Source organism: Luteibacter sp. RCC_6_2 (assembly GCF_041360655.1).
GTDB lineage: Bacteria > Pseudomonadota > Gammaproteobacteria > Xanthomonadales > Rhodanobacteraceae > Luteibacter.
Map to the genome: position 1 here is coordinate 66,442 of NZ_JBFUPQ010000017.1, position 24,273 is coordinate 90,714.

A 24,273-nucleotide genomic window follows, 5' to 3' on the forward strand; every position below is an offset into this window, starting at 1 on the left:
CGGCGGCGGGCGCTCGCGCGTCCGGCGTCCATCCCCCGCCGCGGCGGGTTCACCTCAAGGCTTGCCAGCCGCCCACCCTCCGGTCCCCGAAGGAGACTGTCGCCCATGGCTTGGAACGAACCCGGTAACGGCCAGAAGGATCCCTGGAACCGCAACCGATCGAGCGGGCGCAAGCCCGACATCGACGCGGCGATCAAGAGCCTCAGGGCCCGGTTCGGCAAGTTCGGCGCGGGCAGCGGTGGTGTCTTCACCATCGTGCTGGTCTTCATCGTGGCCTGGCTGCTGGTCTCCAGCTACACGGTCATCGATGCCCGCCAGGTCGGCGTGGTGCTGCGCTTCGGCCAGTTCTCGCGCATCCTGCCGCCGGGTTTCCATCTCAAGGCGCCAAGCCCGGTCGAGACCGTGACCAAGGTGGAAACGACCCAGGTGCGTTCGGTTTCCGACAACGTCTCGATGCTCACCCGCGACGAGAACATCATCGCGATCGACTTCAACGTGCAGTACCAGGTGTCCGACGCCCGGAAGTTCCTGTACTCGAACGCCGATCGCGAGGAGAACACCATCCACAACGCGGCCGAGGCCGCGGTGCGCTCGGTGGTCGGCGCCAACATCATGGACAACATCCTCACCACGCCGGGTGTCGACACCCCGGCGCCGGATCAGGCGCCCGTCACCGGCGTCGCGCCCGCGGCGAAGGAAACCCTGCAACAGCAGACGCGTGACATCCTCCAGGCCACGCTCGACAAGTACGACGCGGGCATCCTCGTCACCGGCGTCAGCTTCCAGAACGTGTCGCCGCCGAAGGAAGTGAAGGATGCCTTCGACGACGTCAACGCCGCCCGCGAAGACAAGCAGAGCGAAGAGAACAAGGCCCGCGCCTACGAGAGCCAGGTGGTGCCGGTGGCTCGTGGTGAAGCCGCGCGCATCGCGGCCGAGGCCGAAGCCGATCGCGTCGAACGCATCGCCCGCGCCAATGGCGACGTCGAGCGCTTCAACCTGCTGCTCAAGCAATACCGCGCCGCCCCGGACGTCACGCGCCGGCGCCTCTGGCTGGAAACCGTGGAGGAAGTGATGGCCGGCAATCCCAAGGTCGTCGACGGCAGCAACGGCAAGAACATCATCCAGTTGCCGGTCGAGACGAACAACGGCGCGGTACGCAACGTGCCGGGCGTAGGCACGGTCATCCAGTCCGCGACGACGACCGACGCCACTCCGAATCCGCCGCAGGGGAACGCCCAGTGAAGATCGTTTCCGGCCTCATCGTCGTCGCCCTCGTCCTCCTGGGCTTCAACAGCGCCTTCGTCGTGAAGGAAGGCGAGAACGCGCTGTTGCTGCAGTTCGGTCGCATCGTGCGTGCCGACTACCAGCCCGGCCTGCATTTCAAGATCCCCGTGGTGCAGCAGGTGATGCGTTTCGACAACCGCATCCTCGGCCTGGATGCGCAGCCCGAGCGTTATTTCACGCTGGAGAAGAAGAGCGTCAACGTCGACTTCTACGTGAAGTGGCGGATCGCCGATAACGCTTCGTACTACCGTGCGACCTCCGGTGAACAGGTGCAGGCGATCCAGCGCCTCACCCCCATCGTGAAAGATGCGCTGCGCTATGAATTCAACGCGCGTCCGCTCGAAGACCTGATCGCCGGTGGCCGCAAGGACATCACCGAGCGCGTGCGCCAGCAGACCGACTCGGTGGCCCGCAAGAACCTCGGCATCGCCATCGTCGACGTGCGGATCAAGCGCATCGACCTGCCCGATGAAGTGAGCGGTTCCGTCTACAAGCGCATGCGCGCGGAGCGCCTGCAGCTCGCCAACGAATTGCGCTATACCGGCCAGGAAAGCGCGGAAACGATTCGCGCGGATGCCGATCGCCAGAAGCTGGTGCTGCTGGCCGACGCCAACCGCGAGGCGACCAAGGTCAAGGGCGATGGCGATGCGCAGGCAGCGGCCATTTATGCCCAGGCATACAGCCAGGACCCGGAATTCTTCGCCTTCTATCGCAGCCTCGCGGCTTACCGGAAGGCCTTCGCCGACGGCAAGGGCACCTTCGTGCTGAAGCCCGATTCCGAATTCCTGCGCTACCTCAACGACGGCCCCGGCCGTCCGCGCTGATCCCGATCCACATCGCCCGGCAGGGCACCGCAACTAAAGAGAAGCATCAACATGGGTAAGTCAGTCGTCATTCTCGGCGCGCAATGGGGCGACGAGGGCAAGGGCAAGATCGTCGATCTCCTCACCGAACGTGTCGGCGCCGTCGCGCGTTTCCAGGGTGGCCACAACGCCGGTCATACGCTGGTGATCAAGGGCAAGAAGACCGTCCTGCACCTCATCCCGTCGGGCATCCTGCGCGACGACGCGCTCTGCCTGATCGGCAATGGCGTGGTGCTCTCGCCGGCCGCGCTGATGAGCGAGATCGCCGAACTGGAAGAGCAGGGCGTCGACGTCCGTCCGCGCCTGAAGATCTCGCCGGCCACGCCGCTGATCATGCCGTACCACATCGCCGTCGATAAGGCGCGCGAAGTGGCTTCCGGCGCCAAGGCCATCGGCACCACCGGCCGTGGCATCGGCCCGGCCTACGAGGACAAGGTCGCCCGCCGTTCCATCCGCGTGGCCGACCTCATGTATCCGCACGAGCTGCCGGAGAAGGTCCAGGCCGCCGTGGAATACCACAACTTCGTGCTCACGCAGTGGCTGAAGGCCGAGCCGGTCGATTACCAGACCGTGCTCGACGAAGCGCTCACCTGGGGCGAGTACCTGCGTCCGATGGTCGACGACGTCGCCACCATCCTGCACGATGTCCGTCGCGAGGGTGGCAACATCCTCTATGAAGGCGCGCAGGGCGCGTTGCTCGACATCGACCACGGTACCTATCCCTATGTCACCTCGTCGAACACCACGGTGGGCGGCGCGCTGGCCGGTACCGGCGTCGGCGCACGCGATATCGACTACGTGCTGGGCATCTGCAAGGCCTACGCCACGCGCGTCGGTAGCGGCCCGTTCCCGACCGAGCTCAACGACGAGATGGGCGAACTCCTGCGCAAGAAGGGCAACGAGTTCGGTGCCAGCACGGGCCGTCCGCGCCGCTGCGGCTGGATCGACCTGGTGGCGCTGAAGCGCGCGGTGCAGATCAACGGCATCGACGGCCTCGCCATCACCAAGCTCGACGTCCTCGACGGGCTGGAAAGCATCAAGGTCTGCATCGCTTACGAATACCGCGGCAAGCGCCGTGAGTTGGCGCCGCTGGACGCCGATGGCTGGGCCGAGTGCAAGCCGGTCTACCTGGAATTCCCGGGCTGGGAAGAATCCACCGCGGGCATCCGCGACTGGAACAAGCTGCCGCCGGCCGCCCGCGCCTACCTGCGCGCGGTGGAAGAACTCTCGGGCTGCAAGCTGGCACTCGTCGCCACCGGCGCCGATCGTGACGACACGATCGTCCTGGACGACCCGTTCGGCGGCACCGACAACTGCTGATCCCCCTGACTGTGGGAGCCGCTTCAGCGGCGATCCCGCGGCAGCGGGCCGGTTTCACGCACGGCTCGGCTTCGCCCTCGCGTTGGGGTGGTGGGGCAGAGCCGTCGGCCGCCACCCTCGTCGCTCCGGTTACACCGTCGCTCGGGAAAGGAAGCCGCTGCGCGGCCGTGTCTGACGGCTGACGCCCCGTCGCGCCCGTCGCGCCGGGCGGGGTTTTCGATTTGGCTCCTGCCTCAGCGAAAACGGCCGGCCGTCCAGGCCGGCCCCCTACGGGCCTTTTCGCCCGGCGCTCCTCGGTTCCACAAGTCGCCACGAGGGTGGCGCCCGGCAGCTCCCCCGCCACGCCGCACACAGCGAATGCGAGGGCGAAGCCGAGCCGCGACATCACACGAAATCAGGAATGCGCGAAGAACGAAAACGTCAGCCTCGCGGTTTTTTAAGCACCACTTCCGCTCGCCGATGGGTGCTCGCCCAGCCGCCCACCCTCCAGCGCATGAAGGTCGATCTCCTTCACCGATACCGGCCGGTAATCCGCGCCGAAGGCGACCTCGCCCAGCCGCCAGCCCGCCTTGCACGTGACCGCGCCCCAGAAGCGGCGGAATGCCGCCCAATGCAGGCCCGTCAGCCCTTTCTCGTTGTCCGCGTCCACCATCGGATCGCCCACGCCTGTCGGCCGGATCGGCTCGTCATGCAGCGCGGTGCCGAACAGGGAATCCCAGATCGAGAACACCTGCCCGAAATTGCAGTTGTGCAGGGTGGGACGGTCCGGGTCCACCAGCATGTGGTGCAGGCGATGGAACACGGGCGAAACGAACAGTCGGTCGAGGACGGGCCCGAAGCGCACGCGCACGTTCGCGTGCGAGAAGTTCTGTACCAGTTCGCCCAGCAGCATCAACCAGGCGAACTCGGTGGGCGCCACGCCGATCAGCAAGCCCACGCCCGCCAGCACCATCGACTGCAGGAAACCATCGACGAGGCTGCCACGGTCGTTGGTCCAGCAACTCATCTGCCGCGTGCTGTGATGCATGCTGTGCAGCGCCCACCACCAGGGCAGCGCGTGTTGCAGGCGGTGCATCCAGTAATAGACCAGGTCGTAGATGACGTAATAGACCAGGAACAGCGCCAACGGATGGCTGTTCAAGGCAGGCACCCAGTGCACGATGCCGAGCGGTGAATCGTCGTTGCCGGCCGCGTCGGTCCCACCGAAGGCATTGCCGATCGGCGTCAGGACGAGGTAGCTGAACATCGGGAAGATCCCGAGCAGCATCATAAGCGTGTATTGCCAGTCCACCCGCGTGAGCTTGCGGTCCGCCCACTTCTCGGCGGGGATCACCGATTCCAGTGGGCGGAACAGCAGGGCGATGATCGCCACTTGCAGGATCGAGATGAGGATCGCCCCCGCGATTTCGCGCGGATCGCCGGCGAGGCCGGTCAGGTGGAGCAGGGCGAGGAACGGGACGATGGCGTGGGCACTCGTCCAGTCGACAAGATGGGACCATCCCGCGAACATGCTGGCTACCTTCGCAAGACCGTGCAGGTGCGCGCGGTCGACACTGCGATTAAGCTGCACGCCTCTTTCGTTGGGCTTTCCGCCATGCGCCACATTCCAGGGATCGACGTACGGACTTACGTGGGCAAGGAGATCCTGCCCGTGGCCGAGGAATTGTCCGGATTGCGCCAGACGGTATTTCGCGACTGGCCTTACCTCTACGACGGCGACCGCTCCTACGAGCGGGACTACCTGGCCGCGTATGCCACCTCGCCTCGCAGCGTTTGCGTCGTCGCCCGCGACGAGTCGGGGCGCGCGGTGGGCGCCTCCACCGGCATGCCATTGGCCGACGAGGGCGAGGCATTCCGCAGGCCCTTCGAAGAACACGGGATCGCGCCGGACGACGTGTTCTATTTCGGCGAATCGGTGTTGCTCGCGCCGTGGCGTGGACGCGGCATCGGGCACGCCTTCTTCGATGCACGCGAAGCACGCGCGCGCGCATCGGGAACCTTCCGCTGGACGGCTTTCTGTTCGGTGCGCCGCGAGCCGGGCGATACGCGCAAGCCGGCGAATTACCATCGAAACGACGCGTTCTGGCTCGGGCGGGGCTACAAGCCGGCCATCGACCTGAGCTGTACCTTGTCGTGGAAGGAAATCGGTGCCGACGCGGCGACGCCGCACACGCTCGACTTCTGGATGCGTGAACTGGACCGGGAACACGCATGACGCGCACGCTGGCCGGGTGGCTCGCCTACCAGGAGCGCACGCATCCGCGCGATATCGCGCTGGGCCTGGACCGCGTGCGCGCGGTTTGGGAGGCGATGGGCGCGCCGCGCCCGGCCCCCATCGTGATCACCGTCGGCGGTACCAACGGGAAGGGGTCCACGGTGGCCTTGCTCGAAGGCATGCTGCGGGCGGCGGGTTACCGCACGGGTTGCTACACCTCACCGCACCTGCTTCGCTACAACGAGCGTATCCGGATCGAGGGCGAGGATGCCGGTGACGATGCGCTGGTCGCTTCGTTCGAACGGATCGAAGCCGCGCGCGGCGATATCCCGCAAACCTACTTCGAGTTCGGCACGCTGGCCGCCATCGACCTGATGGCGCGCGCGTCACTCGACATCGCGATCCTCGAGGTCGGCCTGGGTGGCCGCCTCGACGCCGTGAACATCGTCGATCCCGACGTCGCCGTCGTCACCACGGTGGACCTGGATCACCAGGACTGGCTCGGTGGCGACCGCGACAGCATCGGCCGCGAAAAGGCGGGCATCGCCCGCGCGGGCCGGCCCGCGATCATCGGCGAACTGGCCCCCCCGGCCGGCCTGCTGCAAGCCCTGCGCGACATCGGCGCCGACATCGTCCGCGCCGGCGAGGCCTTCACCGTCACCTCTCCACCCGTGGAAGCCACCCCTGTGGGAGCCGCTTCAGCGGCGATCCCGCGGCAGCGGGCAAGCACTCCGCAAGCTCCCATCGCCGCTGAAGCGGCTCCCACAAGGACAAGATCGGCTCCTACAGGCTGGCGCTGGACGCACCGGGACGGCACGGTGCTGGACCTGCCCCGGCCGGCTCTCGACGCCCCGGTGCAAGTCGCCAACGCGGCCACGGCCATCGCCGCCATCCATGCCCTCGGACCTCGCGTGGATGTCTCGCCCGACGCCATCCGGCATACCCTCGAACACGTGCACGTGGCCGGCCGCCTCCAATGCATCGCCGAACATCCGCGTACCCTCGTCGACGTGGGCCATAACCCGCAGGCCGCGCGGGCGCTGGCGGCATGGCTGGACGCCGAGCCCTCGGCGGGCCGCGTCTTCGCCGTATACGGCGCCCTCGCGGACAAGGACGTGGCGGGCGTCGTCGAGGCCTTGGGGCGACGGGTCGACGGCTGGTTCCTCGCCGGTCTGGAGCGCGACACACCGCGCGGCCTGCCCGCCGATGCGATCGCGGCCACCCTCGCCGCCGTACTGCCGGGTTCCGCCGCGCAGGCGTTTCCGGATGTCGCCCAGGCCTGGGCGGCCGCGCGCGACGCCGCGGGCGACGAGGACACCGTGCTGCTTTTCGGCTCCTTCTTCGTCGCGGGCGCCGCCTTGTCCACGGTCACGTGAACGCCGGCACGGGCAAGGCGCCGGGGCAGGTCCATTGCCGGTTATAATCGCCGCGATTCGCTTTGCACCGGTCGTATGGAGCCTTCCTTGAAAACACGCATGCTGGGTGCCGCCGTCCTGATCGCCCTGGCGGTCCTGTTCTTGCCGATGTTGTTCTCCAGCACGCCGCCCAAGTCCGACGCCGACCAGACCGTCAGCCTGGCGATCCCGCCGGCACCGGACCGCGAACTGCAGACGCGTACGCTCGACGTGACGCCGAACGGCTCGCCGGCCACCGTGAACGGTCCGCAGACAGCGGGCGCACCCGCCGGTGCGGCACCCCAGCAGCCCGCGCCCGCCGTTTCGGCACCTCCCGCCAGCGTCACACCTGGCGGTGGCGGCCGCCTCGCCTCGGTGGACATCGCCTCGCGCAAGCCGGCCGACGCCCTGCCGGAAGATTTCGCCAACGCGCCTGCCGCCAGCAAGCCGGCGGCGACCCCGGTGAAGCCGGCGGCCAAGCCCGCCACCGCACCCGTCGCCTCCGCGCCCCCGTCCACGCCGGCCGCGGCACCGGCGCTGCCGCCGGGCACCGCCGCACGGGGCAGCTACAGCATCAACCTCAGTGCCTACGCGGACCGTTCCAAGGCCGACGCCCTCGTGCAGAAGGTGAAGGCGCTGGGCTATCCGGTGGGCACGGCCTCGACCACGCAGGCAGGCAAGTCGCTTACCCGGGTCACCGCCGGCCCGTTCGAATCGCGTGCCGCCGCCGAGACCGCCCGCCTGAAGATCGTCGCCGCCGTGCCCGGCGCTCCCGCCAGCCTGTCGACCAAGGCCGATGCGCAGACCGCCGACGCCCCGGCGCCGGCGCGCCCGGCCGCCACCCCGGCACCCGCCGCGGCCACGCCCAGCGTGCCTGCCGCCGCGCCACGCGCGGGTGGTTTCGCGGTCCAGGTGGCCGCGGTCAGCAGCGAGACCGAAGCCACGCGCCTGCGCGACAAGCTGCGCGGCGCGGGCATTCCGGGCTATGTGGACAGCATTGCCTCCAGCGGCGGCGCCAAGTTGTGGCGCGTCCGCGCGGGGCCGCAGACGCAGCGTGACGACGCGGTGCGCCTGAAGGACCAGATCAAGGCCAAGGTGGGTCTCGATGGGGTCGTCGTCCCGGCGCCCTGACGGGCCGGACCGACTCCCATCGTGAATTCGAGGAGCGTCACGTGAATTGGGCCGACTACGTCATCCTTGCCGTACTGTTCATTTCGGTCTTGATCGGCCTCGCGCGCGGCCTCATCTCCGAAGTGCTTTCGCTGGTGATCTGGGTGGCCGCGTTCTGGATCGCGTGGCTGTTCGGGCCGGTGGTCGCGCGTTACTTCGAAAGCAGCGTATCGCTGCCGACGGCGCGGATCGCCATCGGCTACGGCTTGTGCTTCATCACGGTGTTGCTGGTCGGCGCCGTGTTCCGGTTCCTGATTTCGCGCCTGGTCTCGGGAACGGGGCTGGGTGGCATGGATCGCCTGCTCGGGATGATCTTCGGTCTCGCGCGCGGCGTGCTCATCGTGAGTGGCGTGGTGTTCCTGCTGGGCTTCACGCCGTTGCCGAACGAGCCGATGTGGCGCGAATCCGCGATGTTGCCGCAGTTCGCCGCGCCGGCTGCCTGGCTCGGCCAGCAGGTGCCGCCGAGCGTACGCGAATACATGCACCCGCCAGCGGCGCTGCAGAACATGAAGATGCCGGACGTGAAACTGCCCAGCCGGGAAGAATTGATGAAACTGCGCGACCTGACGATCCCCGCGCAGCCCTCGAAAGACTCGAATGCTCACCCTGCCGCCGCGACCACGGCGGCCTCTTCGTAGAAGGCAACACCCATGTGCGGAATCATCGGCATCGTCGGTACCACGGAAGTGGCATCGGCCCTGTATGACGGCCTGACCGTCCTGCAACATCGCGGGCAGGATGCCGCCGGCATCGCCACGGTGGATGGCGCGCGCCTGCGCCTGCACAAGGGCAACGGCCTGGTTCGAGACGTCTTCAACTCCGCGGGCGTCAGCAAGCTGCGCGGACGCATCGGCATCGGCCACTGCCGCTATCCCACGGCGGGCTCCGAAGGTACCGAGGAAGCGCAGCCTTTCTACGTCAATTCGCCCTACGGCATCGCCTTCGCGCACAACGGCAACCTCGTGAACACCGAGACCCTGCGCAAGGAAATGTTCGAGGACGATCGCCGGCACATCGACACCGACTCCGATTCCGAGGTGCTGCTCAACGTGCTCGCGCACGAACTGCAGGTGGACGACCGCGGCGACCTCACGCCGGAGCACGTCTTCAAGGCGATTTCGCGCGTGCACGCGCGTGCACGCGGCGGTTATGCCTGCATCGCGCTGGTGCTCGGCTATGGCCTGATCGCCTTCCGCGATCCCAACGGCATTCGTCCGCTCGTGCTCGGCGAGCGCGTCACGCCGGAAGGCCGCGAATATGCGATCGCCTCCGAATCGGTGGCCCTCGACGTGCTCGGCTTCAAGCGCCTGCGCGACATCGCGCCGGGTGAAGCGGTGATCGTCACCGACGGCGGCGAGCTCCACGCGCAGCATTGCGCCGAAGGCGCCGTCCACGCGCCGTGCATCTTCGAATACGTCTATCTCGCGCGTCCGGATTCGATGATCGAAGATGTCTCGGTGTACAAGGCGCGCCTGCGCATGGGCGAGAAGCTGGCCGAGAAGATCCTCCGCGAGCGTGGTCCCGACCATGGCATCGACGCGGTCATCCCCATTCCCGATACCTCGCGCACGGCCGCGAGTTCGCTGGCGCAGGCCCTGGGCGTGCCCATGCGCGAGGGGTTGGTGAAGAACCGCTATATCGGCCGTACCTTCATCATGCCGGGGCAGGGCGAACGGGTGAAATCGGTGCGCCGCAAGCTCAATGCGATCGATCTCGAATTCCGCAAGAAGAACGTCCTGCTGGTGGACGACTCGATCGTTCGTGGCACCACGTCGCGCCAGATCATCCAGATGGCGCGCGACGCCGGCGCGAAGAACGTGTACTTCGCCTCGGCCGCGCCGCCGGTGCGTTACCCGAACATCTACGGCATCGACATGCCGGCGGCTTCCGAACTGGTCGCGGCCGGGCGTACGGTGGAAGAAGTGGAGAAGGCACTCGGTGCGGACTGGTTGATCTACCAGGACCTCGACGACCTCGTCTGGGCCGTCGCCGATGGCAACGAAGCGCTCACTCATTTCGATACCTCGTGCTTCTCCGGCGAGTACGTCACGGGTGTCGAGGCGGGCTTCCTCGAGCAGCAGGAAGCACTGCGCTCCGACGCCGCCAAGAACGAGCGCCGCAGCGCCTGAGCAGCGGGCGGCGCGGATGACGTATCACGCCGCCAGCGAGCCATGAACGACCTGCACGCCGCCGCCCGCCGTTGCCTCGATGCCGCCGATCCGGACGAGAAGGTCCGGCTCAGCTTCGAGACCTGGGCGGCCCTGCAAGCGGGCGAACTGAGGCCGGACCCGTCGTCGCCGCCAGCGAGTCCCATCGGACTTCCGGGTCGACCCGAACGTCCTCGCCTGGTCCCTTCCCGCGAAGTGGCACAGCGTGGCCTGGGCACGGCGGAAGGCCGTGCCGCGCTCGTGCATGCCATCGCGCACATCGAATTCAACGCCATCGACCTGGCCTGGGACGCGGTCTACCGTTTCCGCGGCAAGCCGTTGGCGTACTACCGCGACTGGGCCTCGTGCGCCAACGACGAGGCACGGCATTTCACGATGCTGTCCGCTCGCCTTGCCGAACTCGGCCACGTCTACGGCGACTTCGACGCGCACAACGGCTTGTGGGAGATGGCGGAGAAGACCGCGCACAGCGATACGGCACGCATGGCCCTGGTGCCACGCGTGCTGGAAGCCCGCGGGCTGGATGTCACTCCCGGCATGATGGATCGATTGCGTCGCCAGGGCGACGACCGCACCGTCGCGATCCTCGAAGTGATCCTGCGCGAGGAAGTGGCGCATGTGGCGGCGGGAACACGGTGGTTCCACTGGTGCTGCGAACGCGACGGGATTGAACCCGAGGCCACGTTCGCGCAGCTGCTCGCCGATTACATGAATGGTTCGCTGCGGGGACCGTTCAATCTGGATGCGCGCCGTGCGGCGGGATTTTCCGAGAGCGAACTGGTCTGGCTGGGCACCCTGGGCTGAGCCTGGGTCGAGTTACGGCAAGCACCCATCGCCGGCAGAGCCGGCTCCCACACAGAGCCCTCCCACACAGAGCCTGGCTTCCACCAGGCAGGTGACAGCATCAGGTGAGCGACAGGCCGCGGAGGTCGACGGTGTGTCCGTCGATCGAGAGGACGGAGCCGTGGTCGTACCAGTCGCCCAACACGATCCGCTGCGCGGGCGCGCCGTCGAACTCGAACTCGTGGATGGCGGGACGGTGCGTGTGCCCGTGCACGAGGCGATGGACGCCCGCGCGGCGCATGGCGTCTTCGACCGCGCCCTGGTTCACGTCCATGATCGTCTCGTCGATGCGGCCGGTGCGCGATTTGCTGTCGCTGCGTGCCTGCGCGGCGAAGGCGCGGCGCGCCTCCAGTGGCATCGAGAGGACCTGCGCCTTCCATGCTTCCGTTCTTACCTGGGCGCGAACGGCCTGGTATTCGACATCGTCGGTGCAGAGTACATCGCCATGCATCAGCAGGGTGGGCACGCCTTCGATGTCGTGCACTGCGCCGTCGTCGAGCAGGATCATGCCCGCGCGTTCGGCGAAGGCGGGTCCGAGCAGGAAGTCGCGGTTGCCGACCATGAAGTAGACGGGAACACCGGCATCGCTCAGCCCGCGCGTGGCCTTCGCGATCCGTGCCGGCAGCTGCGCATCGTCGTCGTCGCCGATCCACGCTTCGACGAGGTCGCCGAGAATGTAGAAGGCGTTCGCCGAGCGCGCTTCGTCCGAAGCGAGGAACTGTTCGAACAATAGCGTGATATCGGGCCGCGCCTCGTCGAGGTGCAGGTCGGCGATGAACAGCGTGCTCATGCGGTCTTCGGCGGTGTGGCCGCTTTCTTCTCGCCCTTCCTGGGCGCGGCCGGCCTGGCCGGCGCGGTCGCGGGCTTCGCCGGTGCGCTGGCGGGAGCCGCGGCGGAGGAAGAGCGGGCGGGCGCCGCCTTCTCTTCGCCGACCACGCTGGCCGACTCGATGACGACCAGCGGATTCGGCACGTCGCCGACGAACGGACCCTGCGCGCGCGTGGGCAGGGCGGCGATCTTGTCGATCGTGTCCATGCCGGTGACGACCTTGCCGAAGACGGCGAAGCCCCAGGTGAGGCCGCTCTGGTTGCTCACGTAGTCGAGCCGGCGATTGTCGACGAGGTTGACGAAGAACTGTGCCGTACCCGAGTTGGGATCGGTTCCGCGCGCCACCGCGACGGTGCCGCGCAGGTTCGAGAGCCCGTTGTCCGCCTCGCTGGGGATCGCCGCGCGCGTGCGCCGCTGTGTGAGGTCGCGACTGTAGAGGCCGCCCTGGACCATGTAGCCATCGACCACGCGGTGGAACACCGTGCCGTCATAGAAGCCGTCGCGCACGTACTGCAGGAAGTTGGCGACGCTCTTGGGCGCTTTCTCCGGGAACAACTCCAGGGTGAAGTCGCCCTGGGTGGTGTGCATCGTCACGCGGGGGTGCTCGACGGGGCCGGGCGCCGGTGTCGCCGGCTTGGTCGCCTGCGCGAACGCTAGGACGGGCAGGGCGAGAAGGACGCTGGCGAAGACGGCTCTGAGCATGGGTGACCGGTCGTGACGGTGGAACATTCCCGGCATGATACCCCCCTTTGCAGGGCGGATCGCGGTCATTCGGTCACGATCTCCAGTTCGAGGCCCAGCTCGGCCAGCGGCTCGCGTTCCTGCTCCAGGTCGGCTTCGGTCAGCGGATGCTGGTCGAGCCAGTCCGCGGGAAGGGTCAGGCGGAGACGCTGGCGCGTGGCCACGGCACGGATGCGCGGCAGCGCCTCGGCCCGGCGGGCACGACGAAACAGCACGCCCAGGCGCAGGATCGCCGTGATATGGCGGGCCAGCATGCGATAGCGCACGGGCAGTGCGGAAATGACCGATTTCTCGGGCTTGCGCCGGTGGCACTCGACGATGGCCGCGAGCAATTGCTGTTCTTGCCGGGAAAAACCCGCCATGTCGGCGTGGCGCAGGATGTAAGCGCCATGGCGCTGGTGCTGGCTGTGCGCGATGGCGAGGCCGAGTTCGTGCACGCGCGATGCCCAGGAAAGCCACTCGCGCGCGTCGTCGTCGAGCTTCCAGACCTTGGCCAACTGGTCGAACAAGGCCAGCGCGGTGGTCTCCACGCGGCGGGCCTGGGCGCGGTCGACGCCGTAGCGGCTGGCCAGCGAGTCGATGCTGGCCATGCGCGGATCGGTGCCGGCGGAGCGGCCGATCAGGTCCCAGAGCAGGCCTTCGCGCATGGAACTTTCGGAAACGCGCAGGCGATCGATGCCGAGGGCGTCGAACGCGGCCTCGAAGATCGCCACGCCACCGGCGAATACCTCGGCACGATCGTCGGCAAGGCCCGGCAGTTTCAGCGTGGCGGACGACCCCTGCTCGATCAGCGCCTCGCGGACCGCCGCGAGCGATTCAGGTGTGATGCCATCGTCGGATAATTTCATGGCCCGGACCACCGAGCCGATGGCTTTCGCGGTGCCCGACGAGCCATAGGCGTCGGCCCAGCCGGCCTCGCGGTAGTCCTCGGAAAATTGCTGGAGCAGCACGCCGATCTCACGGCGCGCACGCAGCCAGCGCTTGCGGGTGATCTTTCCACCGGGGAAGAAGCGCAGCGTCGAGGCGATGCAACCCACCTGCACGCTTTCGGTGAGGATGGGTGACGTGCCACGGCCGACGATGAACTCGGTGCTGCCGCCGCCGATGTCGATCACCAGGCGATGATCGCGCGAAGCGGGCAGGTCGTGCGCCGCGCCAAGGAAGATCAGGCGTCCTTCCTCGCGTCCGGAGACGATTTCCACCGGATGGCCCAGGGCCGCCTCGGCCGCGGAGAGGAAGGCATGTGGCGAGGCCAGCCGGCGCACGGTGTTGGTCGCCACGGCGCGCACGTGCAGGGCGGGGATGCCGGCGATGCGCTGGCCGAAACGAGCGAGGCTGGCGAGCGCCGCGGCACGATGGTTGGCATCCAGCGTGCCGTCGGGGCGCAGGCCCACCGCCATGCGCACGGAATCACGCAGGCGGTCGATCACGCGGGGCTCGCCGTGTTCGTAGCGGGCGACGACCATATGGAAGCTGTTGGAGCCGAGGTCGACGGCGGCGAGCAACTCGCCTTCGTTGATCTGCGATTTACCTGTCGGTGCCAAGGTGGAATGTCCGCAGCGGCGTGTCGGTGGATTCTGGCATGGTGCCGGGTCTTGCGTGCAAGCACATGAATCGTGTTCGCATGGGTGGAAGAGTCACGAAGAATGGAGGCGGGTGCCTGCCGTGGGCCGGCGCGGCGGCTTCGGCAGCGCCGAGAGAATGAACAACACGATGCAAAGAAAACCGAATACCCAGTAGTCGCTGGGCGCCGGTCCCCACCAATGACGATGCCAGGGCACGTCGACCGGATTGAAGCGTTCCAGCCCGAACGCCGGGTTCAGCACGAACCACAGGCCGTCCTCCGCGACCCAGAACAGCATCACGCAGGCGATCGCACGAACTTGTGCCCGCCAGCTCCAGAAGCCACGGAACACCATCGGGAAATGGAAAAACAAGGCGATGAACGGGAAGACCCAGGCGTGGTACCCGGTCATGGGCCGTCCGCCCCAGAGCAGGTCGAGCAGCCAGTGGTGATCGACGCGCCAGGTCGGCAGGCTGGTGGCCCAGCCGTTGGGGCCTTCGATCTCGATCTCCACGTGGGCGAACATGAAGGCCAGCAGCAAGGTGAACAGGGCGGTCGAAACGACGGCGGCGAGTCGGCGACGCGGCGAATGACTCATGTACCGTCCAGGTCGGCGAGCACGGTGTCGATCACTTCGCGCGCCGCATGCGGGCGGCCGATCGCACGTGCACTGGCGGCCATGGCGGCGAGACGCCCGGGCTGGGCGCGGAGTTCGCCGATCCGCCAGGCCAGGGCCACGGCATCGATGGCCTTCCACGCCGCACCCTGTTCCAGCAGGTAATCCGCGTTGCGTTCTTCCTGGCCGGGAATCGGCGCGTTGACGATCATGGGCAGGCCCATCGCCAGGCACTCCGACGTGGTGAGGCCGCCGGGTTTGGTGATCGCGAGGTCGCAACAGGCCATCAGGCGCTCGACATGGCGGGTGAACCCGTGCGGGAACAGGCGTCCGACGTGCCTCGTGGCGGCGAGCGCGCGCAGCCGCTCCAGCATCGCGGCGTTGCGGCCGGCGAGGACCACCAACTGGAAATCCCCGCCGTTGGAAAGCAGGGTGTCGGCCAGCTCGTCGAGCGCGCCCACGCCCGCGCCACCACCCATCACCAGGTAAGCCGGCCGGTCGGGGTCCATGCCGAACGATGCGGCAAGGGCGCGGCGATCGTGTGGCTCGGCGAACGCCGGCATCACCGGGATGCCGGTGGTGTGCACGCGCGACGCGGGCAGTCCGACCGCGCGCATGCGTTGCGCGATCTCGGGGCTGGCGGCGAAATAGCCGGTCATCTCCGGGATCACCCACATGCGGTGCAGGTCGAAGTCGGTGACTTGCAGCCATACGGGCACCGTGATGCGGCCCTTTCGGATCTGCCGCATCAACATCTCGGCGGGAAGGAAATGCGTGCAGACGATCGCGTCCGGGGCGAACTGCGCGATGGCCGCACGCAGGCGGCGCGTATGCAGCCGCTCGATCGTGCGGCGCATGCGCTGGGTCACCGCTTCGGGCCGCGTGTCGTCGGTGATGCGATAGAGCATTCCCCAGAGCTGCGGGTGCCGCGTGATCAGGCGCAGGTAGAAATCCGCGTAGATGCGCCGGAAACTCGAAGGCACATAGTCCATGACGTCGAGATGTTTCGCCTCGATCCCGCGCCCGTCGGCGGCCAGCGTGGCTACCGTCGCCTCGAGCGCTTCGGCGGCGCGCACGTGGCCCGCACCCGCGGATACCGACAGGAGGAGGATGCGCCGTTTCACCCGCTGTAGGCCGCGAGCAGCGCCTGCTGGGCGCTGTACGGCGCCTCGCCCTTGGCGGGGTGGCTGCGTGTGTAGCGGCCGTCCTTGCCCAGCAACCAGGCCTGCGTGTTGTCGCGCAGGTAGTTGGCCAGTGTCTCGTCGTACACGCGGCGTGCCAGCGTCGGTTCGAGGATGGGCACGCCAACCTCGATGCGGCGCATGAGGTTGCGCTCCATCCAGTCGGCGCTGGCGCAATACAGTTCCGGCGCACCGTCGTTACCGAACCAGTAGACGCGGCTGTGTTCGAGGAACCGGCCGATGATCGAGCGCACGCGGATGTTCTCGGAGATGCCGGGGACGCCCGGCCGCAGCGTGCACGCGCCGCGAATGATGAGGTCGATCTGCACGCCCGCCATCGATGCGCGATACAAGGCCTCGACCACGTGCGCTTCGTTCAGCGCGTTGAGCTTGGCGACGATGCGTCCAGGCCGGCCGTTGCGTGCGTGCTCGATCTCGCGTTCGATCTTGCCCATCACGCTGCTGTACAACGTGAAAGGGGAGTGCAACAGGCGCTTGAGCTGGATCATCGGGCCCAGGCCCGACAGCTGCTGGAAGACCTTGTGGATGTCCTCGCCGATTTCCGGGTCGGCGGTCATGAGGCCGATGTCCGTATAGCCGCGGCTGTTGCCCTGGTGATAGTTGCCGGTGGACAAGTGCACATAACGGCGCAGCACGCCGCCCGCTTCGCGCCGCACGATCAGCAGCATCTTCGCGTGCGTCTTGTAGCCGACCACGCCATAGACCACCTGCACGCCGGCTTCCTGGAGGCGGTTGGCCAGGCCGATGTTGGCCTCTTCGTCGAAGCGCGCGCGCAACTCGATCACGACCGTGACGTCCTTGCCGTTGCGTGCCGCCTCCACCAGGAGGTCGACCAGGGGCGAATCCTTGCCCGCGCGATAGAGGGTCTGCTTGATCGCCAGCACGCCGGGGTCTTGCGCGGCACGGCGCAACAGCTCGACCACCGAGGCGAAGGACTCGTAGGGATGGTGCAGCAACACGTCGCGCGTGCCGAGCACGTCGAACTCGTTCACCCCTTTCTCGAACGCGGGAGAAAGACGTGGCGTGAACCGCGGGAACTTGAGTTCGGGACGGTCGATCTGGTCGTAGATCAAGCCGGCGCGGATGATGTTGACCGGGCCGTCGCAACGATAGACGTCGGCTTCCTCGAGCTGGAAGTTGGCGATCAGCATCTCGGTGATGGCGCGGGGGCAATCGGCGCCCACTTCGAGGCGCACCGGACGCGCATAGCCACGGCCGGCGAGTTCCTCGCTCAGGGCGCGGGCGAGGTTCTCCACCTCGGCTTCCTCGACCACGAGTTCGCTGTTGCGCGTGACACGGAACTGGTACGAGGAGCAGACCTGGAAACCGGGGAAGATCTCGTCGGCGAAGGCTTGCAGTACTTCAGCCAGGAAAACGAAATCGCCGTCGCCGTCCGAAACCTCGGCGGGCAGGTGGATGATCCGGGGCAGCGAGCGCGGTGCGCGCACGAGGGCCATGTGACCCTCACGGCCGAAGGCGTCGCGGCCCTTGAGCACCACGGCGAGGTTGAGCGTCTTGTTGAGGATGCGCGGGAACGGATGCGCCGGATCGAGCCCCAGCGGTGACAGCACCGGCATGATCTCGTTCTGGAAGTAGCCGAGCAGCCAGCGGCGCTGCTTGTCGCTCCAGTCCTCGCGGGTGAGGAAGCGGATGCCTTCGGTGGCCAGCGCCGGCAGCAGTTCGTCGCGCCAGGTGCCGTACAACTCGGTGACCAGTTCCAGCGTGCGCTCGCGGATGCGCGTGAGGATTTCGCTGGACGACAGCCCGTCCGCACCGGGGATGGCCGCGCCGAGGGCGTGCTTGTGCTTGAGCACCGCCACGCGCACCTCGAAGTACTCGTCGAGGTTGTTGCTGACGATGGTCAGGTAGCGCAGCCGCTCCAGGGCGGGCACGTCCGGATCGCGAGCCTGGGCGAGGACACGGAAGTTGAATTCCAGTGCCGCCAGTTCGCGGTTGATGTACAGCTCGGGGGCGCCGAGGTCGACAGGATCGCTCATTCGTTCCGCTGGTCTTTTCACGGCAGCCGATGGTGGCTCATCGACGATCATGCCGGAAAGCGGCAACGCAGCAAGCCCCGGGCGCATTCGCGGGCATGGCTCAGGGGTGCAGCCCGGCCGCTTCCTGCAGCCGCGCGCCGTCGAGGAGGCGGTCGCTGCCGAAAACGCAGGCGAAGGTGGAGCCCTTGCCGGGCTCGCTCTCGATCGAGAGGCGCGCCTGGTGCAGGTTCAGCACGTGCTTCACGATCGACAGGCCGAGGCCGGTGCCGCCCGAGTCACGCGAGCGGCTGGACGACACGCGATAGAAACGCTCCGTGAGCCGGGCGATATGGGCGGCGGGGATGCCGAACCCGGAATCCTGCACCGAAAAGCGAGCGCCGCCCTCGGCCTCGGCCCAGCGGATGGCGATGCGCCCGCCAGTGGGCGTGTAGCGCACCGCGTTGCTCACCAGGTTCGAGAACGCGCTGTGCAGGTCCTTCGGCGAGCCGAGCAGGTCGTACGAGGTGGCGATGTCGAGCGATACGGTGTGCCTGCCCTGGCTGAGCGCTTCGGCTTCCTTGCGCAGGCTGGCGAGCAAGGGCGACATCTGCACGTGTTCATCCGCCACGTGGTCCTGGGTTTCCAGGCGCGAGAGCGTGAGCAGGTCTTCCACGATCTGGCCCATGCGCTTGGACTGCGCGCGCATCTCGTCGAGCACGGGAGCGAGTTCCGGCACATCTTCCGGGTCGAGCAATTCGAGGTAACCGTGGATCACGGTCAGCGGCGTGCGCAATTCGTGCGAGACGTTGGCGACGAAGTCGCGGCGAATCTGTTCCAGCCGGGTGAGATGGCTGGTGTCGCGCGCCAGGAGCAGCCGCTGGCGGCTGCCGAAAGGCAGCAGGGTGGCAGTCACGTGGCGGTTGGGATGGCCGGGCGAGGTGACGTCGTTCAGCGGTTCGCGCGCACCGTCGGTGAGCCAGTCCGCCAGTTCGCTGTTGCGCAGCAGTTCGGCGATCGACCGGCCCCGGTCGCGCGGGCGCTTCAGGCCGAGCAGTTCCTCCGCCGCGTGGTTGAACCAGCGCACGTGCAACGAGTGGTCCAGCAGGACCACCGCGTCGGGCAGCGTTCCGGCCGCGCTGCGCAGGTCGCGCAGGCGGGATGCGATACGGCGGGTGCGGGTCATCAGACGGTCATACTCAGGGGGGCGCGTGGCGGACGATTGCAACATTGGCCCCGGCTTGTGACGGAACAGCGACAGCAGTACGACGATTTCCGCCAGCGCGACCACGATCACGCCGATCAGCGCGGCGCCCGCGAGCGCGCCCGCGGCGCCGCCCGCGAGGAGCAGGACGGCACACGTGACGGGCAGTCGCCAAGGGGAAACGAAACGAACGGGCATGCGTCGAGCCGGTGACGGTCTGGTGGAACGCACCATAGCGCGGCTGGCCCGCGAAAACCTAGGTATTCGACGAGAACCGGTAGCCCGCGCCACGAACCGTCTGGACCATGTCGTCCAGCTTCCACGGTTCGAGGGTCTTGCGCAGGCGGCGGATGTGCACGTCCACCGTGCGTTCCTCGACGTAGACGCTGCCGCCCCACACGTGGTCGAGCAGCTGGGCACGCGAGTACACCCGCTCCGGGTGGGTCATGAAGAAGAACAGCAGGCGGTATTCGGTCGGGCCGATCGGCACCGCGTCTTCCCCCGCGAACACGCGGTGCGCCGGACCGTCGATGCGCAGGCCGCCCAGCTCGACCACGCCGGAACCGTCGTCGCCCTGGCTGCGGCGGAGCACCGCCTTGATCCGGGCGATCAGTTCGCGGGTGGAAAAGGGCTTGATGACATAGTCGTCGACACCGGCCTCCAGGCCGTTCACGCGGTCCATTTCCTCGCCGCGGGCGGTGAGCATGATGATCGGGATTTCCCGCGAGAGTTCCTCGCGGCGCAGGCGGCGGGCCAGCTCCAGCCCGCTCGTGCCGGGCAGCATCCAGTCGAGCAGGATGAGGTCCGGAACACGCTCGGAAATGGCCATCTGGGCGGCGCGGGCGTCCGCGGCGTGAGCCGCGTCCATACCCGCCTTGCGAAGCGCGAAAGCGACCATGTCGCGAATCGAAGCCTCGTCTTCCACGATAAGGATGCGTTTATGCACGCTGGGACCGCTCGTTGGCTGTGACGGTCATATTGCAGCCGTGCTGTGTTACACGGCAATGACAATCGTAACAATCGGCCTACTGGCTGCGCCCGTCGGGGTTGTCGTCGGTGGTGATCCGGCGCTTGCGCAGCTCCAGGAGGAGGGGCGTGAGGTCGCTGATCCGGGCCTGGATGCGTGAACGCTGGTAGTAATCCAGGTCGTCGCGCTTGAGCAGGCGGCGCAGCTGCTCCATGGCGTCGAACGGGCGCCCGGAGAGGTAGGCGCTGTCGGCATAGGCCTCGGCGGCGCGGATCGTATCGCCGGAGCGCTCGCTGGCGCGGGCGAAGGTACGGAAGATCTCCGGGTCGTCGCTGTCGTCGAGCATCGGCCGCAGCATGGCCGAGGCCGCGCGGGCATCCTCGGCGCGGCCGCTGTCGGCCAGGGCCCGCGCGTAGCCCAGGGCCACGGCGCGGTTGCGCGGGGAGTTTTCATGCAGGGCCTTGTAGATCGCCATGGCGTCGCCGTGGCGGCCGGCGTTTTCATAGGCGTCGGCCAGGCCCAGGCGAAGGATCACGTTGCCCGGCTGGCTGGCCAGCAAGGGCTGCAATTGATCCACGGCCTGCGCACCGTGCCCCGTGCGGAGCAGGGCCAGCGCGTAGCCATAACGGTTGGCGGCGGTGTCGAAGTCTTTCCGCTTCAGGTTGGTCGCGTAATAGGACGTGAGACGCTGGGCGTCGCCCGAGAGCACGCGCACGCGTTCACGCATCAACGCATAGGTATCGCCGGTGCTTTCCGGCGCGACCTTGCCGCCGGGGCTGACCAGGGCCGTCGGGTCCTTCACGAAGAGGACCGGAGCCGTGCTCTTTTCCCAGGTGGCCTTGTCGAGCGTGGACAGGCGCGGCTTGTTCGCCTGCTTCTCCTCGATCACCCGCGCCCGCGCCTTCGCATCGCTGATGCGCGCCAGGGTCACCGGGTGGGTCTGGAGCAGGGCGGGGAGGGCTTCCTCGCCTTCGCCCACGCGCAAGGTGTCCTGCATGCGACCGAAGAACTCGGCCATGGCCTCGGGGTCGTAGCCCGCGTTGGCGAGGGTCTGGATGCCGACCCGGTCCGCCTCGATCTCGTCCTTGCGGGTGAAGTTGATCTGTCGCTGCATGAGCAGCCCCTGGCCGCCCATGAGTACCGCCGGTGCCGCGTCGCCGGCTCCACCGCCAGCGCCGGCGGCGATGGCGCCCAGCAGCACCAGGGCCATCAGCGGGGCGTTCTTCTTGGAATCCTCGAACGCGCGGTAGAGGTGGTTCTGGGTGATGTGGCCGATTTCATGGGCGATGACGCCGGCCAGCTCGCTTTCGCTGCTGGTGATGTTGATCAGGCCGGCATTGACACCGATGTATCCGCCCGGCGCCGCGAAGGCGTTGATCTGGGTGTCCTTGACGATGAAGAACGAGAAGTGGTCCTTCGGCCGGTCGCTGGAGGCGACCAGGCGGTAGCCCAGGTCGTTGATGTACTGGTCGACCAGCGCGTCGTCGACGGTCAGGTCGAGTGCGTGCATCTGGCGCAGCATCATCGCGCCGTACTCGTCGGCCTCCCGGGGGCTGATCAGGGCGTTGGCCGAACTGCCGAGGTCGGGCAGGCGGACGTTGTCCTGGGCTCCCGCGGCGAAGGTCGCGAGGGCGGTGGCGGCAAGGATGGAGAGGCGGGAAAGGGGCGGGCGCATAGGTCGAACGACGATACCATCACCTAACGAATAGACACCGTCCACGGTTGCGGCGGTGGGATGGAATTCGACCGCGCCGCGGCCGCCGGGTTCGCCCCGTCCTTGCAAAATCCGCTCCCGATCGCCATCTTGCGCCCATTCCGGTTCGGAGAATCCCTCCATGTCCAGCCCCGACATCACCATCTATTCCACCGCCGTCTGCCCCTACTGCGTGGCCGCCAAGAACCTGTTGAAGGCCAAGGGCCTGTCCTGGAACGAGGTGCGCATCGACACCGATCCCGCCCAGCGCGACGCGATGCTGGAAAAGAGCGGTGGCCGCCGCACCGTGCCGCAGATCTTCATCAACGGTACCCACGTGGGCGGATTCGACGACCTCGCCGCGGCGGACCGCAGTGGCCGGCTGGCCGAGATCCTCGAGGCGGCGCACTGATGGCCGGCGATCGCGTGGAAGAGTTCACCGCGTTCCGCAAGCGGATGAACGAACGGATACTGTCGGAAGACAACCAGGTGGTGCGCCGGTTCTTCGCCCTGGATACCCAGACGTACCGCGAGGGCGCCCTGGATGTGAAGACCAAGGAAATGCTCGGCCTGGTGGCATCGATGGTGCTTCGCTGCGACGACTGCATCAGCTATCACGTGGCGCAGTGCAAGGAAGCGGGCGTGAATCGGGACGAGTTCTTCGAGGTATTCAGTGTCGGCCTCGTGGTGGGTGGCTCGATCGTCATCCCGCACCTGCGCCGCGCGGTCGATTTCCTCGACTCGCTGGAAACCGAGGCGCCGGCGGATGCGGCGGCCTGCGCGGATCATTCCGCCGCCTGAACAGGCATGACGGGCGCCCCCAGGAGGGGCGCCAAACTTGAAGGAAGCAGGCCGGATCGCCGATAATTGGGCGATTTTTCTCCCCGCGCGCGGCAACCGCGCGCCCTGCGTCCGCTTTCCTTCAGGAGTTACCCCCATGAGCAAGACCATTGCCGTGATCCCCGGCGACGGCATCGGCCCCGAGATCATGGACGCGACCATCCGCGTCCTCGACGCCCTGGACTGCGGCCTCGCCTACGATTTCGTGGACGCGGGCGTGGTCGCGCTCGAAAAGCACGGCGACCTGCTGCCGCAGGCCACGCTGGACAAGATCGCCGAGCACAAGGTCGCCCTCAAGGGGCCGTTGACCACGCCGATCGGCGGCGGCTTCACCTCGATCAACGTCACCCTGCGCCGCAAGTTCGATCTGTATGCGAACGTGCGTCCGGCGATCAGCTTCCCGGGCACGAAGGCGCGCTTCGAGAACATCGACATCATCACGGTGCGCGAGAACACCGAAGGCGCCTATCTGGCCGAAGGCCAGACCCAGACCGGCGAGGGCGACAACGAAGTCGCGATCTCGATGATCCGCAACACCCGCCCCGGCATGCAGCGCATCTGCAAGTACGCTTTCGAGATGGCCCGCCAGAAGGGCCGCAAGAAGGTCACGGCGGTGCACAAGGCCAACATCATGAAGACCTCGTCGGGCCTGTTCCTGACGGTGGCGCGTGAGGTGGCGAAGGACTACCCGGACATCGAGTTCAACGAGATGATCGTGGACAACGCCTGCATGCAGCTGGTGATGAATCCGTACCAGTTCGACGTGATCGTCACCACGAACCTGTTCGGCGACATCCTTTCCGACCTCTGCGCCGGCCTCGTCGGCGGCCTCGGTCTCGCGCCGGGCGCCAACATCGGCAAGGACGCGGCGATCTTCGAGGCCGTGCACGGTTCGGCGCCGGACATCGCGGGCCAGAAGAAGGCCAATCCCTGCGCCCTGCTGCTCGCGGCGGCCGACATGCTCGATCATCTCGACATGGTCGCCAAGGCCACCCGCCTGCGCAGCGCCATCCGCGACGTGATGGAAGCACGCGACCGCACCACGCCGGACGTCGGCGGCACCGGCACCACGGACACGTTCGGCGACGCCATCGTCGAACGCATCCGCGCCACGGCCTAACTTGTGGGAGCCGACTTCGTCGGCGATCCCGAGGCAGCGGGCCGGCGGTGGGGCAGAGCCGTCGGCCGCCACCCTCGTCGCTCCGGTTCCACCGTCGCTCGGGAAAGGAAGCCGCTGCGCGGCCGTGTCTGATGGCTGACGCCCCGTCGCGCCCGTCGCGCCGGGCGGGGTTTTCGATTCGCCCTCCGTGGCTCAGCGGAAACGGCCGGCCGTCCAGGCCGGCCCCCTACGGGCCTTTTCACCCGGCGCTCCTCGGTTCCACAAGTCG

General features: G+C 67.6%; 22 protein-coding genes. 12 read left to right on the top strand and 10 right to left on the bottom strand.

Annotation, left to right across the window (positions count from 1 at the left end; all coding sequences use genetic code 11):
* Positions 1-105: 105 nt before the first annotated feature.
* From hflK to AB6730_RS16880, 3 genes are read left to right on the top strand one after another with little or no spacing between them, the layout of a single operon-like run.
* Positions 106-1,242 (top strand): FtsH protease activity modulator HflK, encoded by a 1,137-nt coding sequence (hflK, locus tag AB6730_RS16870; protein ID WP_371024761.1) that lies wholly within the window; start codon positions 106-108, stop codon positions 1,240-1,242.
* Complete coding sequence (hflC, locus tag AB6730_RS16875; RefSeq protein ID WP_371024762.1) at positions 1,239-2,108, top strand: protease modulator HflC; 870 nt, start codon at positions 1,239-1,241, stop codon at positions 2,106-2,108. Before hflK ends, hflC begins: the two co-directional genes overlap by 4 nt.
* Before the next feature lie 51 nt (positions 2,109-2,159).
* Positions 2,160-3,467: an adenylosuccinate synthase gene (locus AB6730_RS16880; protein ID WP_371024763.1), complete on the top strand. Its 1,308-nt coding sequence runs from the start codon at positions 2,160-2,162 to the stop codon at positions 3,465-3,467.
* Positions 3,468-3,903: 436 nt separating this feature from the next.
* Here the strand turns inward: AB6730_RS16880 and AB6730_RS16885 are convergent, their stop codons facing one another.
* Positions 3,904-4,977: a sterol desaturase family protein gene (locus tag AB6730_RS16885; protein ID WP_371024782.1), complete on the bottom strand. Its 1,074-nt coding sequence runs from the start codon at positions 4,975-4,977 to the stop codon at positions 3,904-3,906.
* Positions 4,978-5,061: 84 nt separating this feature from the next.
* Between AB6730_RS16885 and AB6730_RS16890 the strand changes: the two genes are divergently transcribed.
* From AB6730_RS16890 to AB6730_RS16915, 6 genes are all read left to right on the top strand, one after another.
* Entirely contained in the window at positions 5,062-5,682 is a 621-nt protein-coding gene (locus AB6730_RS16890) for a GNAT family N-acetyltransferase (protein WP_371024764.1), read from the top strand.
* Complete coding sequence (gene folC / locus AB6730_RS16895) at positions 5,679-7,058, top strand: bifunctional tetrahydrofolate synthase/dihydrofolate synthase (protein WP_371024765.1); 1,380 nt, start codon at positions 5,679-5,681, stop codon at positions 7,056-7,058. The genes AB6730_RS16890 and folC overlap by 4 nt, the downstream gene beginning before the upstream one ends.
* 87 nt (positions 7,059-7,145) lie before the next feature.
* Positions 7,146-8,207, top strand: coding sequence for an SPOR domain-containing protein (locus tag AB6730_RS16900; protein WP_371024766.1), 1,062 nt, complete (start codon positions 7,146-7,148; stop codon positions 8,205-8,207).
* Between the two features lie 41 nt (positions 8,208-8,248).
* Positions 8,249-8,884, top strand: a complete 636-nt coding sequence (locus AB6730_RS16905; RefSeq protein WP_371024767.1) for a CvpA family protein — start codon at positions 8,249-8,251, stop codon at positions 8,882-8,884.
* A 12-nt stretch (positions 8,885-8,896) separates the two neighbouring features.
* A complete protein-coding gene (gene purF, locus AB6730_RS16910) occupies positions 8,897-10,375 on the top strand; it encodes an amidophosphoribosyltransferase (protein ID WP_371024768.1) in 1,479 nt (492 codons plus the stop codon).
* A gap of 42 nt (positions 10,376-10,417) precedes the next feature.
* Complete coding sequence (locus AB6730_RS16915; RefSeq protein WP_371024769.1) at positions 10,418-11,218, top strand: ferritin-like domain-containing protein; 801 nt, start codon at positions 10,418-10,420, stop codon at positions 11,216-11,218.
* Between the two features lie 100 nt (positions 11,219-11,318).
* Here AB6730_RS16915 and AB6730_RS16920 read toward each other — a convergent pair whose 3' ends face one another.
* The 9 genes from AB6730_RS16920 to AB6730_RS16960 form a co-directional block, all read right to left on the bottom strand.
* Entirely contained in the window at positions 11,319-12,047 is a 729-nt protein-coding gene (locus tag AB6730_RS16920) for a UDP-2,3-diacylglucosamine diphosphatase (RefSeq protein WP_371024770.1), read from the bottom strand.
* Positions 12,044-12,787, bottom strand: coding sequence for a peptidylprolyl isomerase (locus AB6730_RS16925; protein ID WP_371024771.1), 744 nt, complete (start codon positions 12,785-12,787; stop codon positions 12,044-12,046). Before AB6730_RS16925 ends, AB6730_RS16920 begins: the two co-directional genes overlap by 4 nt.
* A gap of 65 nt (positions 12,788-12,852) precedes the next feature.
* Positions 12,853-14,370: an exopolyphosphatase gene (locus AB6730_RS16930; RefSeq protein ID WP_371024772.1), complete on the bottom strand. Its 1,518-nt coding sequence runs from the start codon at positions 14,368-14,370 to the stop codon at positions 12,853-12,855.
* A 93-nt stretch (positions 14,371-14,463) separates the two neighbouring features.
* Complete coding sequence (locus AB6730_RS16935) at positions 14,464-14,988, bottom strand: hypothetical protein (RefSeq protein ID WP_371024773.1); 525 nt, start codon at positions 14,986-14,988, stop codon at positions 14,464-14,466.
* Positions 14,985-16,130: a glycosyltransferase gene (locus tag AB6730_RS16940; protein ID WP_371024774.1), complete on the bottom strand. Its 1,146-nt coding sequence runs from the start codon at positions 16,128-16,130 to the stop codon at positions 14,985-14,987. Before AB6730_RS16940 ends, AB6730_RS16935 begins: the two co-directional genes overlap by 4 nt.
* The gene (gene ppk1 / locus AB6730_RS16945) at positions 16,127-18,205 is read right to left on the bottom strand and encodes a polyphosphate kinase 1 (RefSeq protein WP_371024775.1); all 2,079 of its coding nucleotides are present in this window, start codon (positions 18,203-18,205) and stop codon (positions 16,127-16,129) included. Before ppk1 ends, AB6730_RS16940 begins: the two co-directional genes overlap by 4 nt.
* 100 nt (positions 18,206-18,305) lie before the next feature.
* Positions 18,306-19,583: a phosphate regulon sensor histidine kinase PhoR gene (gene phoR, locus AB6730_RS16950; protein WP_371024776.1), complete on the bottom strand. Its 1,278-nt coding sequence runs from the start codon at positions 19,581-19,583 to the stop codon at positions 18,306-18,308.
* 58 nt (positions 19,584-19,641) lie between these two features.
* Positions 19,642-20,331, bottom strand: coding sequence for a phosphate regulon transcriptional regulator PhoB (phoB, locus tag AB6730_RS16955; RefSeq protein ID WP_166698972.1), 690 nt, complete (start codon positions 20,329-20,331; stop codon positions 19,642-19,644).
* 79 nt (positions 20,332-20,410) lie between these two features.
* Positions 20,411-22,027 carry a M48 family metalloprotease gene (locus AB6730_RS16960; RefSeq protein WP_371024777.1) on the bottom strand — a complete coding sequence of 539 codons (1,617 nt, stop codon included), beginning with the start codon at positions 22,025-22,027 and terminating at the stop codon, positions 20,411-20,413.
* A 160-nt stretch (positions 22,028-22,187) separates the two neighbouring features.
* Here AB6730_RS16960 and grxC point away from each other — a divergent pair, with 160 nt between their 5' ends.
* From grxC to AB6730_RS16975, 3 genes are all read left to right on the top strand, one after another.
* Entirely contained in the window at positions 22,188-22,457 is a 270-nt protein-coding gene (grxC, locus tag AB6730_RS16965; RefSeq protein WP_306847798.1) for a glutaredoxin 3, read from the top strand.
* On the top strand, positions 22,457-22,846 hold the full coding sequence (locus tag AB6730_RS16970) for a carboxymuconolactone decarboxylase family protein (RefSeq protein ID WP_371024778.1): 390 nt from the start codon (positions 22,457-22,459) through the stop codon (positions 22,844-22,846). The genes grxC and AB6730_RS16970 overlap by 1 nt, the downstream gene beginning before the upstream one ends.
* A 136-nt stretch (positions 22,847-22,982) precedes the next feature.
* Positions 22,983-24,005: an isocitrate dehydrogenase gene (locus AB6730_RS16975; protein WP_371024779.1), complete on the top strand. Its 1,023-nt coding sequence runs from the start codon at positions 22,983-22,985 to the stop codon at positions 24,003-24,005.
* The last annotated feature ends 268 nt before the right edge of the window (positions 24,006-24,273 follow it).

What these genes read in the sequence shown, in the direction of transcription:
- ppk1 (WP_371024775.1), bottom strand. Translation starts at nt 18,205, where the DNA reads ATGAGCGATCCTGTCGACCTCGGCGCCCCCGAGCTGTACATCAACCGC.
- hflK (WP_371024761.1), top strand. Translation starts at nt 106, where the DNA reads ATGGCTTGGAACGAACCCGGTAACGGCCAGAAGGATCCCTGGAACCGC.
- AB6730_RS16960 (WP_371024777.1), bottom strand. Translation starts at nt 22,027, where the DNA reads ATGCGCCCGCCCCTTTCCCGCCTCTCCATCCTTGCCGCCACCGCCCTC.
- folC (WP_371024765.1), top strand. Translation starts at nt 5,679, where the DNA reads ATGACGCGCACGCTGGCCGGGTGGCTCGCCTACCAGGAGCGCACGCAT.
- AB6730_RS16935 (WP_371024773.1), bottom strand. Translation starts at nt 14,988, where the DNA reads ATGAGTCATTCGCCGCGTCGCCGACTCGCCGCCGTCGTTTCGACCGCC.
- grxC (WP_306847798.1), top strand. Translation starts at nt 22,188, where the DNA reads ATGTCCAGCCCCGACATCACCATCTATTCCACCGCCGTCTGCCCCTAC.
- phoR (WP_371024776.1), bottom strand. Translation starts at nt 19,583, where the DNA reads ATGCCCGTTCGTTTCGTTTCCCCTTGGCGACTGCCCGTCACGTGTGCC.
- AB6730_RS16885 (WP_371024782.1), bottom strand. Translation starts at nt 4,977, where the DNA reads ATGTTCGCGGGATGGTCCCATCTTGTCGACTGGACGAGTGCCCACGCC.
- AB6730_RS16890 (WP_371024764.1), top strand. Translation starts at nt 5,062, where the DNA reads ATGCGCCACATTCCAGGGATCGACGTACGGACTTACGTGGGCAAGGAG.
- AB6730_RS16880 (WP_371024763.1), top strand. Translation starts at nt 2,160, where the DNA reads ATGGGTAAGTCAGTCGTCATTCTCGGCGCGCAATGGGGCGACGAGGGC.
- AB6730_RS16920 (WP_371024770.1), bottom strand. Translation starts at nt 12,047, where the DNA reads ATGAGCACGCTGTTCATCGCCGACCTGCACCTCGACGAGGCGCGGCCC.
- AB6730_RS16915 (WP_371024769.1), top strand. Translation starts at nt 10,418, where the DNA reads ATGAACGACCTGCACGCCGCCGCCCGCCGTTGCCTCGATGCCGCCGAT.
- purF (WP_371024768.1), top strand. Translation starts at nt 8,897, where the DNA reads ATGTGCGGAATCATCGGCATCGTCGGTACCACGGAAGTGGCATCGGCC.
- AB6730_RS16975 (WP_371024779.1), top strand. Translation starts at nt 22,983, where the DNA reads ATGAGCAAGACCATTGCCGTGATCCCCGGCGACGGCATCGGCCCCGAG.
- AB6730_RS16970 (WP_371024778.1), top strand. Translation starts at nt 22,457, where the DNA reads ATGGCCGGCGATCGCGTGGAAGAGTTCACCGCGTTCCGCAAGCGGATG.
- AB6730_RS16925 (WP_371024771.1), bottom strand. Translation starts at nt 12,787, where the DNA reads ATGCTCAGAGCCGTCTTCGCCAGCGTCCTTCTCGCCCTGCCCGTCCTA.